Genomic DNA, 15,383 nt, shown 5'->3' on the forward strand with positions numbered 1-15,383 from the left:
CTCATTTTTTCAAAATAAAAAAGGCATCCATTTTAGAATGCCTTTTGATCACTTTTATTTATTCAATTTGTCCCATGGCACACCATCAAGATCATTCATATCAAATTTATATTTTTTGTATGTTGCGCCCGACTCCCCACTACCACCATGATTCTTGATATTTCCTTCACCTGTTTTAATACCAGATGTAGTGGTTCCTCCATTGTTTTTTGGCTTTGGTTTAGGTTTTGCGCTTGATTTTGGTTTAGTAGTTACACCTGAATTATTGGAATTATTTCTTTTGTAACCTGTTGAATTATTTAATTTTTGATTATAGCTCTTTTGGTCCTTAGAACTTTGATTGGTACCACCCACAGAAGAAGAGTAATTATTATTGTTATTTACTTTTTTATTGCTGCTGTGAGTTTGAACTTCGCTTTTTCCTGTTACACCTTGATTATTTTTCTCGTTGCTAGTCACAATGTTTTTATTTTCAACTTTAGTTGTTGATTTGGCATGATTTTTTTCAAGGTTTGCTAATTCCTCTTGCATTTCTTTCTTTAATTTTAGATTCTTAATTTTGCTGATTTCCTTTTTAACAAGATCAATATCCTTTTCAGATTTCACGCCTTTTAAAGCTTTAGTTGATTTTTCGAGTGCTTTTTGCTGTTCAGATAGACTTTTTAAGAATTTAGTTTCTTTCTTAACAAAATTCTTATCATTGATAGCAGCAAGTGCTTTTTCCAGGGAACTAATTTGTTTCTTTGTAACACCTGATTTAAGAACACCTTTTTTGTTAGATACACTATCTAATTCTTTTGAGTATTTCATTTTACTATCTGCTTGTGCAATTTCAGCAAACAAAGATTTTTTTTTCGTCTTGTCGGTGACTAACTCCGTTTTCTCCGTAGCATCCAAAAGATTCTTTTCATTCAAACTTTTGTTTAAGTTACGTACAGCAGCAATAGCTTCTTTAAAATGATTAGATTCTTTGGCTTCAACTTTAGCAAGTTCTTTGGCTTCTGCTTGCTTATTGTATACATAAGATCCGCCTAAACCGCCTACAGTAATAGTCGCTATTGCAATTCCAGCAATAATTTTCTTTTTCATTGTAAATCCCCCTTTTATATTATCGTCATTTTTCCCGTAATAAAAGACTCTAGATGCTACAATTAAATATGGAAACCAACTTAAAATACATTATATGGTACAAGAAGTATAACTTCCATATTTATTCGTATTATCCCTTTTTATAATGTTGGTTTTTGGCATGTACCAACAACCTTGGATTTCCCATCATAAATAGAAAACCTCAGTCACGAATTTGGATCACAAGTGGATTTTAAGCTTCTCCCCACTAACTAGATTAGTCGTATAGTTAACTTGGTTGGTGATCTTCGACCAAGTACCACGCATAATTTTTTTTTCAAGGATCATTCTAATAAAACAATATAATCTAACTTGCTCTATTACTTACTGGTCTTGACCTGCCAACCTTAACCAGTTCACTATTTCTATTCTTGCGTTTAGCAAGAACTTTGCCATCAATTGTTCTTACTGTTCTTATATCATAATAAATTTCATGAAATCTTAAGATTTGATTATTATGGACATTTTGAACAAATAAACTTGATTTAAGAACATAAATCTTTTTATTAAAGGTTTTAATCGTCACTGTATTAGCCAGATCAACAAATTCAAATCTAACCATTTTTTCTTCTGACATTTTTTGCGCCTTTTTCATATTAGATGTTGCACCACCGTTTATAAATTTTCTGTTAAATCCTCTGTCTTTAATCCTAATGGTAGTGCGATTTTCATCATCACAGCAAGAGAGGATTTATTATAGTCTCCATTCTCAATTTTAGAGATGGTTGCTTGTGAAACCCCAGATACTGCTGCCAACTGAAACTGGGTCCACCCTTTTTCTTTTCTTTTTTCTTTAACGATGTTCTTTATTGTTTTCACCTCCTTAGGGTTATTATATTACTATCGGAATAATTTTTCAACACTTTTTATTCTCTAAGGAATATTTATCAGAAATTAAAATATCTCACCTTTTTCTGCTATTATTAAATAAATAACAAGCATTGGTGCGTGGATCTTATGAACGTATTACGAAATGAAATAGGAAGAAATATTCTCAAAAATAGGCAAGCGTTAAAGATATCATCTACTGAACTCTCTCGCCTTTCAGGAGTCTCCCAATCCTCTATAAGTAAAATTGAAAGGGGGACTTCCTCACCAAACATCGAGACACTGATTAAAATTTGCAAAGCTTTAAATATTACATTGTATGAAGTTCTGCCTAAATCTCTCTTCCCTGAAATTGATGATAGTGCCCAGAATAATGGAAAGCTTATGCATGTACTTAATCAATTGTCAGGTGGCGAAATAGAGTTTATCCAATCATTTTTGTCTACTAATGTTCTTTCACATATGAATAATATTGTCCCCCTCATACAATCCTTCAACGAATTAAGTGATAAGGAACGTGACTTATTGAGGGGATTTTTAAATTCTATTACGAATATTACTTTACAAGATGGTAAAACAAAAAGGGAGGGTTAATTTTATACCCCCCCTTTATTTAAGTTTCTCCTTTATCGTCTTCAACTGTTTTTTTATTGTTTCGACCGATTTAAACAAATGTTCTGCGATCTGCCCTCTTGTTAACCCTTTTTCTTTTAATTTATAAACCTCTCTTTCGGCCGGAGTTAATATGCTGGCTTTTCTCTCTATACGCAACTCATTAATCAACAGGCTTGAAACATCAGCATTGAATGTAACTTTGTCCATAAAAGCTTCTCTAATAAACTTGGGAATATCTTTGTAGGCTGACTTGTTAATATAATTTATTGCTCCTTGATCAAATGATTCTAGAATTATTGCTGGCTCTTCCCAAGATGTAAGCATGATGATCTTTTGGAAACCTCTCTCAACCATCTCTTTTGATAGATTCAGCCCACCCAATTCCTCATCTTCAGAAAGTGTTAAATCCATTAATACAATATCAATTTCATGATTTTCCATTTGCAATGCTTCTTCTTTTGTAAAGGCTTTTTTTACAACGATTAGATCTTTTTCTTTAGAAAGTAAGTCGCTGATACCCTTCATCCATACTGGATCATCTTCAACAATCATAATCTTTATCATATTATCCATAGCATTCACCAGCTATTTCTTTTTTCGAAATTGATTTTAAATCAATAACCCTGTTTCTAGGGATAGTTAAGGTTATAGTTGTTCCCTCTCCTAGTTGGCTGTTTACTTTTATGCTGCCGTTGTGTTTTGTCATGACGTTATAACAATAGGTTAAACCAAGACCAAAATTTCCAACCTTCTTTTTTGTAGAGAAAAATGGATCTAATATTTTGGACTGCATTTCTTTATCAACGCCCTTTCCATTATCAGCGACATCAATATGTAAATTACGACGAACTTGATAAACTCTGATTTTCATCTGCTGATCATCCCCCATTGCTTCCATCGCATTTTTCATTAGATTTAATAGGGTTTCTTGTAGGTGAATTGGATCTGCATAGATAATAGCATCCACTTCAAATATTTTTCTCAAATTCACAGCACTGATCTGTGGCTGAAGTAATTCAACACTTGAATTAACAAGATCTATAACACTAAATTCTGTTTCCTTTAATTCCATAATATCAAGTTTACTTTGAATACGACTCGACAACTCAAACAAGTGATTGGCCGATTTTAAGATCATATCAACTGATTCCTGTTTTTCTCCAAATTTTGTCTCTTTAAGGTCATATGCAAGAAGATCTATTTTGGCAACTTCATTTTTAATTGAATGATTTAATAAGGCAGTACCGGATGTTACTGCCTTCATGGTTAAGTCTCGTCTTTGTTTTTCAAACTTTATTTGTACGCCCAGAAAGCCATATTTGATTATAAAATAAACAAATAATACAAAAGCAATGGCAATTATCCAAGGGTTTAGCATCCATACACCAAATATGCCAAAGGCTTCTAAGATTATATTGGTGAATACCGCGAATAGTATGGTAGGCACAACAACTAGACAAGCGTAAATTTTTTGTCTTTTGCTTGTTATATTCTTTTCGGCATATGCTGCATAAACCATCAATCCTAATGAAATAAAGACATATGGTACGACCCATAATGAAAGAACTACATGATGTGTTTGCCATATAGGATATTCCGTAAAATAAATTTGCATAATGATTACGGGTATGAACAGGATTAGTTTCCAAATGATACTTCTCTTTTTACTTGATATTATTTCTGAGAACACAAGGCCGAAAATCATAATTGCATATGCTGTTCCATAGTGTCCTAACGATGATGAAATGTAATGAATCAGCTGCAACTGGCTAGATGATCCATCCAAGTAATACGACAAAATAACACTTAAACCACCAAAGCCACCAAAGAAACCAATAAAGCTCCCCCATCTTGTTTTTTCATTCTCAGGATAGGTAAGGAACAGAACTAAGCTCATGGCCCACAACAATGCAGTTAGGATGAACATCATTTTATTTTTCTAGCCTACTTTCAATAAATTGAAGTGTGTCAGCTGCTATTCTTTTTCTAGAGAGTACAATTCCAGAATGTCCACAACTGTATATGTGTCTTTTAGGTTTTCCCCAACTATTCCAAAGAATATCAGCATCGTTTATGTCGATATACATGTCATATTTCCCTGATATTAAGAGTACATTTTCTTTATCTACGAGAAGTTCTGCTTTACTTGGATTCATAATGTCCCAAGCTTTGTTGAGTTCCTCATAGGTTGTCCCATGTTCCTCCAGATCTCTTCGTATATACTTCCCAGGAAGAGTGTTCCAAATGGAATGCGCGATATTGTTAGCATAAAAAGCTGATACAACAATATCGACTTCTTTTTCGACAGTTGCTAATAAATTTGTTAACCATCCACCTAAACTAATACCGATAACGATTATTTCCCCACCCTTAATTTCCTTAATCCACTTAATCAGTCCCCTAAGTTCAACAATTGCCTGCTGGGAAGATTGCACTGTTCGATTTATATTGGCACTAATCATGCGTTCACCAGAATATGTTGAAGCTTGAGGTTCCCTATCAAAATGGTAAGGCAACGTGTAGTAATACATGTTCCAGTCATAATTTTTAATGATCCTATCGTGATAAATCTTCTTGATTCTATCGTATGAATCCATGCGCCACCCATGTACAAAGATAACATTAGGCTTGTGTTTAGAGTCTTTTCGTAAAAACACTTCACCAGTAACCTTGTCATTCTTGTCATCCCCAGATCTAATGCTTGAATTAAAAGAAAATGTTCCACTCTCTAGGTTTGAAGTATGGTTATCAATATGAAATGCTAAATTTATTGGTTGCAAACTAAAAAAATGGTCCCTATTACCTACTTTGATCGGTGAATTATTAAAATGACTCACCTTGCTTTTTGTCCTGTGCATATCAATTAATGCACCGTAGTCTATAACTTTTAAAAGCTTCAAAAGAATTATCTCCTTTAATGTCGAATTATTACTATACGAATATTTTAGCATAAAAAGCTTATTTTTTTGGAAATTGATTAAATAAAAAAATGATGAATGATATCTGATTCATAAGCCAATCCTATGTTAAGAAACAATCAACTTTAAAAGAACAATTAATATAAAGAAAAACAAGAATAATAAAAAAACAAAAAAATATAAGGGAAATCATAAAAGTCCTTGTAAAAGCATATATATCAGTAGTTTGAGAGTTTTTATAGATTCATTCAAATCCACAATTAACAAACTCACATAACAAAGAATACCTTGTTAACAATTCACATAATCATAATTACTGTATTCTGATATTCACATATGGCTAAATACATTTAGGGAGTCTAAGATATCTTGAAATACAATGTTTATATTTTACACATATTCAATTAAATAGGATTAATAGAAAAAAAAAGAACCCCTTCCCTCTTTTGAGAAGCAGGATCTAATAACGACTCAATCTAATTGCACGACAAATAACCTTTCAGATATGATTTTTTTCGAAAGGTTATTTTCATTATTCTATTCAATTTTAATTATTCCCTATTTATAAATAGAGGATATTCACCGTACTTTCTATGATAAGCATCCATAATGTCTATTCTTTCATCAACCTTTATAAAGTTTTGGACAAACTCATCAAAAGCATTAGAAAACATTTTATTAACAAATGCGCCAACAGATTTAATTGTTTTTAATCCATCATTTTTATGTAATTCTTCTAAAGTATCTGAGACTTTAGATAAAGCAAAATTAAGGACCTTTTGCTCCTTTTGAACGATTGATAAGTGCTGCGAAAGGTTTACGACACGACTGATTGACTTGTAGATGTCCTGCATTTCTCGCCATTTCAAAGGAATTTGTGCATATTTAACGCGTGCATCAATTTCTTTTTTTGAACGTGAAAAAGCTTCAGTAGTTAGGTTAAGTTCATTCTCTTTAAAGCAATTACCATTTAAATGAAACTTGAACTTATCAATACATACCTGAGTGAAGCTTCTTTTACGTGTGAAACGATTCACTGGTTTTTTAACTTTTGTATTTACTGGTTCAAATTTAAAGATTCGGTTAATAAGGCCAAGGAATTGTCTTACGCGTTTTGCGTTTGTTCTTAAAGTCTTCTTTAAAAAATTCATAGTTCTTTCGCCAGTTACCTTGTTGATATCAGTAGTATATTTACGGTTTGTACCTATTTGGACAGTGAAATATTGACATAGTTCTAACAAAAATATTGGTCCAGTATGATAACGATGTTTAATTAAGGAGCCGAAAATCTTTTCAAGGAAAAGAGCCTTTGGAATTCGAAAATAACTGCTTTTCCCCTTTTCAAAGAGTCCTTTGTTGTTTTCTAATTGTTGATTATAAAGAGCGTAATCTACTATTTCGTAATGAACGCCTGTCTCGGTGTACACTTCTTTCACATAATTTTTACTTATTAGAGTGTCAAATGCTTTTTTGACAGTTTCATAGGTTAAGTCATGATCAGTTGAGATATTTGATATGCAGAGTTGTTTTCTTTCACTTATAGATGGATCTTTTGTGAATGAACGGATCTGCCCCATTTCATCTGTGTACAAATGTAATATCATAAATAATGATACTTCAGATGTGGTCACAGGGTTTTCCGTTGATGTAGAATCAAGTCTTAATTTATCAAGATGGGCCTTGAAAAATTTGATTCCATCAATTGTGAAATTTTGGGGTTTGATTGAAGTTGATTGGTTACTAGAGGTCATTAACTATCGTTCCTTTCAGAACAAAAAAGACGAGTCCCTAGAAAAAAGGAAAACTCGTCTTCTGCATCCTGAAATAAAAACGCAAAACAGACATTTTAACAGTAATTATCTTTGACTTTTTCATTCCTATATTGTAATATATATATAGGAAGAAACAAAGTCAAACAAGACTACTGTCAGTGTTTTCCCTACCGTATTTAGGGGGAACCATCTAAGAGTGTTGGCAGCACTACTTAGACGGCGGAAGTCTTTTTTGTTTCGTTCATAATTTGTTAAACCAAGTATACCAACATTTTCACATAACTGCAAGACAAGGATGGATTACCAATAAGGTCTAAAAAGATTGAATATTCTGTATTATTAAAGCGTGCATTACTTCTGCATGATTTTTTAATTCATTTATAGTGCATTTGTGATGCAAATATAGTGCTCAAAGAGATTGAAATGATCAAATCAATTCAAGAACATAATAAATTTTCATTACTTATGCATTAATTTGTAATGAACTTGTAATGAAAAGGAAAATCGTATATAATAGAATTAGAAAGAAAAAAATTTCGGAGGTACGCAAATGAAAATAACAGTAGCAGCCGATATCGGCAATAGTGAAACTAAAATGATCGCCAGGTATGAGGGGATGGAAGGGTCAGAATGTTTTCATCAACCTTCAGTGATTAGAAAACTTATAAAGAGTCCGCAAATTGCTGAAACTAATTTAAAAAAGAATGTAATTAATTTAGATGAGAACTTAATTGTTCATATAACAAGTAATGCTTTGAAAACTCACAGTGATGGTTTGTATGTGATTGGAAAAAAAGCGATGCAAACAGATATGAACAAAGTTCAAAATATGAACATTAAACTAGGGAATAAGCATAAACATGACATTCCAGTAATTATGATCTTGTCCATGATCGCAAGGAAAATTGTTAAAGATGAATTTGAATTAAAGGGTTCACTAGACAGTTCTTATCAAATTGATTGCGACTTTGCTTCAGCAATTCCTGCATCAGAATTTACCTTTGAGAAGGCTAAAGAATTCGAGAAACGTTTAGCATCTGGCGACCACACAGTTGTTGTTCATTTAGGCGATAAGAGAGTCATGGTAGGAATTAATTTTAAAAGAACTAAGATCACACAAGAGGGTGTACCGGCAATTTTTGCAATGGTAGCTGATGGCGAAGACAATGACCAAAGAAAAGTTGGCCTTTTTGACAAATTCAATGAAGTGTACTCTGAGGAAATGAAACCCAAAGACCTTCTCAAAATGAAAATTTTCCATGTTGATATTGGTGATGGTACAACTGAGTATATTTATACCAATGGGGTTAATCCTGTAATTGATGCTTGTGACGGTGAGAGAAGAGGAGTAGGTCACGCAACTGAAGATGCAGTAATCATGTTAAACGAAATACTTCAAGGATCATTTAAAACATCGAGACAGAGCTTTATGGAAATCATTAAAGATGAATCGCACAATCTTCATTCAGAGGCTTTCAATGCACTAGAAGCTGCTAAAGGAACACAGGCGAATGAAATTTTAGAAGATACATTTGAGAAAATCCAAAATAAGGCTGGTAACACAGTTGATCTTATTGCGGTTTATGGTGGAGGAAGTATTCAGTTTAGAGAATATCTAGAAGAATCTTTAAGAGAATATGCCGAAACAATCAATTCAAAATTATTGTGGGTCCCTAAAGAACTCGCAGTAAATTTAAATGTAAGAGGATTGGATATCCTGAACAGAACAGTGTTCTCTAAAAACAAAAAATAGGTGATAAAATGAAAAGGAAAAAAAATAGGAAAGTAGTTACTTGGCGTATTGAAAAAAGTGACCCTGAGTTAACTGAGAGATTAAATGCTTGGTGTGATTCTCAAAAGAACGTGAACCAATCTTTAACTATTATGGTCGAAAATTTGATAAAAATTTTCGGCTATCAAGACATAAACAACTTTGAAGTTCAAGAAGTGCTGCATAAGCTAAAACAAGGGAATAGAAACATAGAAATTGCTGGCCAGGATAAAAATTCTGGTTCTGTTCCACATAATAGAGTTATCGACAAAGATCCATATGTCGATGACTCTATTAAATCAACTGATGCTGATGATATTCTAAATGCTATTGACAATGATAATGAATTTTTTAAATAAACTTTAAAAGAAGGGGACTTTCATATGCAAAATAGAAAACCATTCTTGGTTCGTAACTCTTTAGGAATGAATTATGCAACAACAAAAAGGGCTGCCGATATTTTAGCAGACCAGATGAAACGATTTAATAAGTACTTCAATGAAGTTAATGCCACGATGGGATTCGAAGGTTTATCATTAGATAATAAAGATAAGGATCTCTTGAAAAAGTGGTTTACTGGTGAGATAACTGAAGAGGAATACAATAAAAGGTCCGTTCAAAAATAATGAATCGCTATCAACATACTTCAATGTACTGTTATCCAGGAACTGATGTTTTAAAAAACTTATATGACATTAAAGATCTGAGTAAATTGGAACTAAGCGAGAAAAGACTTGTTTCAAAACAATTATTTAAGCTGCAAGAGAATCCAATTGCAGGCGGCTTTGATCTGGGTCACTTACAGAAAATCCACAAATTTATCTTTAAGGAGATATACCCATTTGCAGGGAAATTAAGAAATGAGGGCATTAGTAAAGGAACAACTCATTTTGCAGCACCTGAACATCTAAAAAGTTATGCTAATGACCAATTTAAGATGCTAAAAAAAGAGAAAAAATTAAGTGGGTTAGGGTTTGATACCTTTGTTGAGAGAATGTCTTACTACATGACTGAAATAAATATGATCCATCCATTTAGAGAAGGCAATGGCCGTACTCAAAGGGAATTTTTTCGAGAGTTAGCTCTTTACAATGGATTCGTAATTGAATGGGATAAGGTAAATAAAGAAGAGTTAATGACTGCTGCAAAAAGTTCTGTGATCAATGAAAAAGCATATATAGACCTGTTTAACAAGGTTATTGTTAATCAGGAACCAAACGAAGCTCTTATGAATGACTATCGTCAAAAAATAAGAAGATCAATGGATCAGCTTGAACTATAAACCAGGTGGATAGATAACATTCATCTTGGTTTTTTGCATACAGAAAACTCGCAAAAATTGCACCTGGTTTGAAGTGGATTAAGTCTGTTCTTATCAGAGTGTTTTCCCTTAAAAATCATTTAATGATTTTAAAAATGGGTATCAAAAAAACTGTGCAAAGCAGCTGCACAGTTTTTTTATTTGATATGCTTTTCTTGTTTGTTGAATCTCACATATTCTGAGAACTGAACGAATATCTCATCGATTTCTTCAATTGAGTTTTCTCTTAATTCAAAGTGATATTGAGCCTTCGCGCCAATGTCAATTAATCTTTTGGTCCACTCACGCCTCTTTTTATCCTTTTGAAATTTCTCCAAAGCTTTTGCTTCCTGCTGAAGTTTGTTGATCTTTTTATTGAGCCGGGCTATTTCCGATTCGGTTGTCATCAGATTCACCTTCTGACGTTTCGTTATTAATCTCATATTTCGCATGTAAATCAACAATGAGTTTATTTATTTCCTTCGGATCTTTTTCCCAGACATTAAATGTATCTAAAAACTTCTTCCCAATGTCTTTCTGTAATTTCGCTCGCGCCTTTTTAAGTTTCTCCTCATGTTGCGCAAGTTGCTCTTTAAGTTTCTGAATTGTAGTTGCTGCCATTTATAATTCTCCTTTTTATTTTTTATATTATCAAAGTGTCATAGTTTATTCAATTTATTCATATTGGCTTGTCGGTTTTTTGCTTTAATTGTTTCGATGATTCTATCTTAATTTGCATCTTATCTAAGATTATTGGTACTTACCTCGAAATAACCTAATTTTTGCACCGCTAATATGTTGTATCATCGACTTATCATCTGGTATAATGAGGCCAACGAAAGAAGAGAGTATGGCGCACTTATACACACCTTCGTGTGTTGTGCTAAAACCTGCGAGAACGTTGTTCTCACTAGGTTTCCGTCAAGCGTGTGGTAAAACTCGCTATGCTCGTGTTGAAAATATGGAAAGAGGGGAGGACCTAATATGGCAATCTATCACTTTAGTGGACAAGTATTAAGTAAATACAATCGAGAAACCGGCAAACCCAGAAGTCCATTAGCAAGTGCAGCATATCGCTCAGGCGATAAGCTTACAGATGAGTCAAATGGTCTTACCTTTTTCTATAAACGTGAAGTTGAACCTGTTGCACATATCCTTGCTCCTGATCATGCTCCATCTTGGGTTTATGAGCGTGAAAGATTATGGAATGAGGTAAATACAATTGAGAAAAATATAAATTCTCAGTTTGCGAGAGAGTTCAATATCGCGTTGCCAGTCGAATTGTCACATGAAGAACAAGAACAGCTTGCACTAGAATTCTGCCAAGAAGCATTTGTTGAAAAAGGAATGGTTGCAGATATCGCTATACATAGAGATGATGAAAATAATCCTCACTTTCATGTAATGTGTACTGTTAGACCATTTGAGGAAAACGGCTCATGGGGATTCAAGGGAAGACGTGAATACCTAAAAGATGAAAATGGTGAATTCATTAAAGACAAGAATGGAAAACGTGCCTTCAGAAAAATTAACTCTACTGATTGGGGAGATAAAGAAGTCTTTAATCAATGGAGAAAGCTTTGGAGTGATAAAGCAAACTCTTTCCTAGGGAAAGCAGGCATTGATGAAAGAATCTCTCATCTTTCAAACGAGGATAGAGGACTTGAAACTATTCCTCAAATTCATGAGGGATATGTTGCTCGGAAGATGGAAAGCGAAGGAAAGAAATCAGATCGTGTTGAATACAATCGACAAGTGAAAAAGTATAACAGTAAAGTTGCTGAGTTAAATGTTTATAAAAAGAAAAAGCAGAACATTCAATATCAAAATAAGTTTGTTCGTAAGCTATCACCAGCAGAGAAAAAAGAATTGGCGAAGGTTGCAAAACAACTTAAAATGTTTGTTAATTTTGAGTCGCTAAATACAAGAAGACAACAGCTGCAAAAGTGGGAAAAGAAGGTCACTTTTAATAAATTTGAGAATGATAAAGAGCGTAAATTAAGCACAATTTCTGATCAGAAGGAAGCGATTAGTCAAGCACTAGAAATTTTAGAAAGAGAAAGTGACCGTTTTATAAAAACAAACTATCCTCATCTAGATTGTACAAAGATGAGTCAAGATGTGAAGATTACTTTGACTGATCGTTCAATTGATCTTGGTCGATTATTGGCTGCTGATGAAATTGATGACTTATTGAATGATCGTAAAATTGATTTGCTCAATGAGCAAATCACAAATGTGTTGGAAAACAGATTTACATTTGTAATGGCTGCGGATAAGGAATTATCAAAAATGATTGGTGTCAAAAACCTCTTAGAAAAGAGACTCGGCATTAATAGCGAATCACCAATTAATAAAATCAAAGAAGCTGCATTCCATAATCCTACTGACTACGAATTGTTAAAGAAAACAATCATTGCTTTAGAAAAATTAGATCACTCTAAACAAATGATTACTGAACTTTATGACCTTGAAATTAGAAAGCATTATCCAGACATAAAACGTCCACTTACATTGGAACAAAAAGAAATATTACTTGTAGGACTAGAGTATTTTGGAGAACCAATTCAGCTGGATAAACCAATAGATAAGTTTAGATATTCAACTATTGAACAAAGAAGAATTCTAGAAATATTCTCTTCAGTAAGCCCTTATGTGGTGAGAAATGACTTGAAGAAGAGGTTCCCTGACTTCAAAGTTGATAACCCAAGATTCATTGTTTTCTTCAAGGATGAATGTCTAAGAAATATAGATAATTTATCCGAAGAGGATATTAAAATTCTTCAAAAGATTGATCCTGAACGAATAGCAGAAAATGAATTCAGTAAAACAGAGTTTGTTCGTTCTACAAATTATGAAATTAATCGTTTATTAAATAACGAGTACGAAGGTCATAACCATTCTGCTGGGCTAAATCCTTCTGGTGTCATTACTGGAACATTTAATCAAATGTTTGAGGAAGCTATGAGGGATCGAAGTTTCGATTCAAAACGTCAATTTGAAGAAGACCTGAAGAGTAAGTCTAAAAAAATGCGGAGAGGTCGTAGTGGGCCTAGCTTATAGAGAAAGAGGGGAATGATTTATTTGGGATTTTACTCGACCTTTACAGGTGAATTTACCTTTGATAGACCGTTAGATAATTACTTATTTCATTTATTAAATGGTCTAGCAACGACAAGAAGAATGGCTAGAAATATTGAAGGGTTTGGTAAAGAAGGAGAGTTTTATATTGATGGAGATCAATTTGATGACAATATTATTGATCCAAACAAACCTCCTGGTAGCCAGCCTAGTCTTAATCTTGAATGGGTCCCAGCTGAGAATAAACGCTCTCTTAAATGGAGTGGTCATGAATCATTCCATGATCCAGAAGGCTGGCTCCAATACCTAGTTACTAATGTACTCGAACCTAAAGGGTATTTGCTAAACGGGACTGTAAATGTCGTGAGCGAAAGAGAAGTTCCAGATGATAATGATGGATCAATGACTGAACGCACTCACATAAGCATTCAAAATAATCTTATAAAAACAGGGAAGGGGCATGTAGACTTGTCGAAAAAAAATAAAGACAATGTGTATCAGAGGAAAACAAATTCTGAAATAGCAGCTGAACTTACCCAACTTTCGGAAAAAGTAATACAAGCAGTAAAAGAAACTGTCATAAATCCTGAAGAGTATAAAAGATATTTGGACTATGCAAGTAGATTTCCTCAACGGTCAATGCGAAACCAGATGCTCATTTTTAAACAAAGGCCAGGTGCGGATCTTGTTGCCGGATTAAAAGCTTGGAACAAACAAGGAAGACAAGTGATAAAGGGTACTAAAGCGATTAAGGTGTTTGCACCAGTAATGGGAAAAGAAACAGAAGTAGATGATAAGACAAAAGAACAAATTGAAAAGACTGTGATCAAAGGGTATAAAGCAGTGAATGTCTATGATGTAAATGACACAAAGGGTGTTCCTTTACCTGTTAATCCTGTGATGCCTAGTAATGTTCAAGAAAGTGATTTTGCCAATAAGGTTTTTCCTCATTTGTTAAAAGAATTGAGAAAGGATCTGCCCATTAACTTAGACGATAACTATCCAGGTGAAGCTAATGGTCATTACAATCGGCTACAGAATGCTATCACAATCAAAACGAATGGCCGCGACACTACGAATCAATGCAAAACCCTAATTCATGAGTATGCTCATTCGCAGTTCCATAGCGTGTTCAGTAAATATGTACTTGAAGATAAACAAACCAAGGAATTTCAAGCAGAGAGTACAGCTTACCTATCATTGAAATCATTTGGTTTGGACACAAGTGAATATTCTTTTCCTTATCTGAAAGGATGGGCTGGCTCGCTCGATGATGATAAATTGATGCAACTTCAAACAGATATTCAAAAAGAAAGTGCGAAGTTAATCAGACGCATTGAAGACGTGATAATTGAAAATGATCTAAAATTTGAAGTACCAACTACTCTTAGAGAAAACACTCTTTCAAAGTTAGAGGATGAGGGACGAGTAAGGTTAATTGAGCTTGCTGGACATTACAGCCTTGTTAAAGGGGAATGTAAAGAAGGATTACTTAATAACCTAGATTCATTTAAACAAGTTGGCGAATATTTAGGTCAAGACAGGGACAGAGCCATAAAAATCTTTGAAATTAAACAAGGACAAGTACCACTTGTCTCCTGTGAACAATTGGATAAGAATAAAGGAAGTATGCATCTTTATAAACGCCAGCTTACTTCAGGTGATAATGTGTATTTTGTTGGTGCTGCAAGCTTAACGAACGTTAAAGCTGTTACACCTTCGACTACAAACCTAGAAGCAGCTGCGAGCCTTTATGAAGATATAACCAAAGGGAAAAGTCTTGGATCTGCTGAAAAGCTGTTAGAGTCGTTAAAGATGCGCGACAGTGATCGGGATGGTTTAACCGACTATCAAGAAATGAGGTTAGGAACTAACCCATTGAACCCTGATACTGATAATGATGGAATACCTGATGGGCGGGACGTGTCTCCGAAAACACCGAACAGAGGGCAAGAATTGTCACTATAATA

General features: G+C 33.8%; 16 protein-coding genes. 7 read left to right on the forward strand and 9 right to left on the reverse strand.

Annotated elements, in window-relative coordinates:
* Positions 1–54: 54 nt before the first annotated feature.
* From LC033_RS08305 to LC033_RS08315, 3 genes are all read right to left on the reverse strand, one after another.
* Positions 55–1,089, reverse strand: coding sequence for a hypothetical protein (locus LC033_RS08305; RefSeq protein WP_226567805.1), 1,035 nt, complete (start codon positions 1,087–1,089; stop codon positions 55–57).
* Between the two features lie 346 nt (positions 1,090–1,435).
* Positions 1,436–1,723: a hypothetical protein gene (locus LC033_RS08310; RefSeq protein ID WP_226567806.1), complete on the reverse strand. Its 288-nt coding sequence runs from the start codon at positions 1,721–1,723 to the stop codon at positions 1,436–1,438.
* A 20-nt stretch (positions 1,724–1,743) separates the two neighbouring features.
* Entirely contained in the window at positions 1,744–1,947 is a 204-nt protein-coding gene (locus LC033_RS08315; protein ID WP_226567807.1) for a helix-turn-helix transcriptional regulator, read from the reverse strand.
* Between the two features lie 138 nt (positions 1,948–2,085).
* Between LC033_RS08315 and LC033_RS08320 the strand changes: the two genes are divergently transcribed.
* On the forward strand, positions 2,086–2,550 hold the full coding sequence (locus LC033_RS08320) for a helix-turn-helix domain-containing protein (protein WP_226567808.1): 465 nt from the start codon (positions 2,086–2,088) through the stop codon (positions 2,548–2,550).
* Between the two features lie 15 nt (positions 2,551–2,565).
* Here LC033_RS08320 and LC033_RS08325 read toward each other — a convergent pair whose 3' ends face one another.
* The 4 genes from LC033_RS08325 to LC033_RS08340 all read right to left on the reverse strand — a co-directional run bounded on the left by LC033_RS08325 (position 2,566) and on the right by LC033_RS08340 (position 7,240).
* Positions 2,566–3,144 carry a response regulator transcription factor gene (locus tag LC033_RS08325; RefSeq protein WP_226567809.1) on the reverse strand — a complete coding sequence of 193 codons (579 nt, stop codon included), beginning with the start codon at positions 3,142–3,144 and terminating at the stop codon, positions 2,566–2,568.
* A complete protein-coding gene (locus LC033_RS08330; protein WP_226567810.1) occupies positions 3,137–4,468 on the reverse strand; it encodes a sensor histidine kinase in 1,332 nt (443 codons plus the stop codon). Before LC033_RS08330 ends, LC033_RS08325 begins: the two co-directional genes overlap by 8 nt.
* A gap of 34 nt (positions 4,469–4,502) precedes the next feature.
* Positions 4,503–5,471 (reverse strand): alpha/beta hydrolase, encoded by a 969-nt coding sequence (locus LC033_RS08335; RefSeq protein WP_226567811.1) that lies wholly within the window; start codon positions 5,469–5,471, stop codon positions 4,503–4,505.
* 569 nt (positions 5,472–6,040) lie between these two features.
* Positions 6,041–7,240 (reverse strand): hypothetical protein, encoded by a 1,200-nt coding sequence (locus LC033_RS08340; protein WP_226567812.1) that lies wholly within the window; start codon positions 7,238–7,240, stop codon positions 6,041–6,043.
* A 571-nt stretch (positions 7,241–7,811) separates the two neighbouring features.
* On the opposite strand from LC033_RS08340, the gene LC033_RS08345 reads away from it, so the two are divergent.
* From LC033_RS08345 to LC033_RS08360, 4 genes are read left to right on the forward strand one after another with little or no spacing between them, the layout of a single operon-like run.
* A complete protein-coding gene (locus LC033_RS08345; RefSeq protein WP_226567813.1) occupies positions 7,812–9,014 on the forward strand; it encodes a ParM/StbA family protein in 1,203 nt (400 codons plus the stop codon).
* Between the two features lie 8 nt (positions 9,015–9,022).
* Positions 9,023–9,391 (forward strand): hypothetical protein, encoded by a 369-nt coding sequence (locus tag LC033_RS08350; protein ID WP_226567814.1) that lies wholly within the window; start codon positions 9,023–9,025, stop codon positions 9,389–9,391.
* A gap of 24 nt (positions 9,392–9,415) precedes the next feature.
* Complete coding sequence (locus LC033_RS08355; RefSeq protein WP_226567815.1) at positions 9,416–9,658, forward strand: hypothetical protein; 243 nt, start codon at positions 9,416–9,418, stop codon at positions 9,656–9,658.
* Positions 9,658–10,314 carry a Fic/DOC family protein gene (locus tag LC033_RS08360; protein ID WP_226567816.1) on the forward strand — a complete coding sequence of 219 codons (657 nt, stop codon included), beginning with the start codon at positions 9,658–9,660 and terminating at the stop codon, positions 10,312–10,314. Before LC033_RS08355 ends, LC033_RS08360 begins: the two co-directional genes overlap by 1 nt.
* A gap of 176 nt (positions 10,315–10,490) precedes the next feature.
* Here LC033_RS08360 and LC033_RS08365 read toward each other — a convergent pair whose 3' ends face one another.
* Both LC033_RS08365 and LC033_RS08370 read right to left on the reverse strand, forming a co-directional pair.
* A complete protein-coding gene (locus LC033_RS08365; protein WP_226567817.1) occupies positions 10,491–10,670 on the reverse strand; it encodes a hypothetical protein in 180 nt (59 codons plus the stop codon).
* A 34-nt stretch (positions 10,671–10,704) separates the two neighbouring features.
* Entirely contained in the window at positions 10,705–10,953 is a 249-nt protein-coding gene (locus LC033_RS08370) for a hypothetical protein (protein ID WP_226567818.1), read from the reverse strand.
* 363 nt (positions 10,954–11,316) lie between these two features.
* Here LC033_RS08370 and mobQ point away from each other — a divergent pair, with 363 nt between their 5' ends.
* Positions 11,317–13,395: a MobQ family relaxase gene (mobQ, locus tag LC033_RS08375; RefSeq protein WP_226567819.1), complete on the forward strand. Its 2,079-nt coding sequence runs from the start codon at positions 11,317–11,319 to the stop codon at positions 13,393–13,395.
* A 21-nt stretch (positions 13,396–13,416) separates the two neighbouring features.
* Complete coding sequence (locus LC033_RS08380) at positions 13,417–15,381, forward strand: ArdC-like ssDNA-binding domain-containing protein (RefSeq protein WP_226567820.1); 1,965 nt, start codon at positions 13,417–13,419, stop codon at positions 15,379–15,381.
* Positions 15,382–15,383: the final 2 nt, after the last annotated feature.

It is taken from the genome of Bacillus stratosphericus, from assembly GCF_020524495.1.
Classification (GTDB): domain Bacteria; phylum Bacillota; class Bacilli; order Bacillales; family Bacillaceae; genus Bacillus; species Bacillus stratosphericus_B.

Excerpts from the sequence above, each read along its gene's own strand:
- LC033_RS08305 (WP_226567805.1), bottom strand. The coding sequence starts at position 1,089 with ATGAAAAAGAAAATTATTGCTGGAATTGCAATAGCGACTATTACTGTA.
- LC033_RS08310 (WP_226567806.1), bottom strand. The coding sequence starts at position 1,723 with ATGAAAAAGGCGCAAAAAATGTCAGAAGAAAAAATGGTTAGATTTGAA.
- LC033_RS08320 (WP_226567808.1), top strand. The coding sequence starts at position 2,086 with ATGAACGTATTACGAAATGAAATAGGAAGAAATATTCTCAAAAATAGG.
- LC033_RS08325 (WP_226567809.1), bottom strand. The coding sequence starts at position 3,144 with ATGGATAATATGATAAAGATTATGATTGTTGAAGATGATCCAGTATGG.
- LC033_RS08330 (WP_226567810.1), bottom strand. The coding sequence starts at position 4,468 with ATGAGCTTAGTTCTGTTCCTTACCTATCCTGAGAATGAAAAAACAAGA.
- LC033_RS08340 (WP_226567812.1), bottom strand. The coding sequence starts at position 7,240 with ATGACCTCTAGTAACCAATCAACTTCAATCAAACCCCAAAATTTCACA.
- LC033_RS08345 (WP_226567813.1), top strand. The coding sequence starts at position 7,812 with ATGAAAATAACAGTAGCAGCCGATATCGGCAATAGTGAAACTAAAATG.
- LC033_RS08350 (WP_226567814.1), top strand. The coding sequence starts at position 9,023 with ATGAAAAGGAAAAAAAATAGGAAAGTAGTTACTTGGCGTATTGAAAAA.
- LC033_RS08355 (WP_226567815.1), top strand. The coding sequence starts at position 9,416 with ATGCAAAATAGAAAACCATTCTTGGTTCGTAACTCTTTAGGAATGAAT.
- LC033_RS08360 (WP_226567816.1), top strand. The coding sequence starts at position 9,658 with ATGAATCGCTATCAACATACTTCAATGTACTGTTATCCAGGAACTGAT.
- LC033_RS08370 (WP_226567818.1), bottom strand. The coding sequence starts at position 10,953 with ATGGCAGCAACTACAATTCAGAAACTTAAAGAGCAACTTGCGCAACAT.
- mobQ (WP_226567819.1), top strand. The coding sequence starts at position 11,317 with ATGGCAATCTATCACTTTAGTGGACAAGTATTAAGTAAATACAATCGA.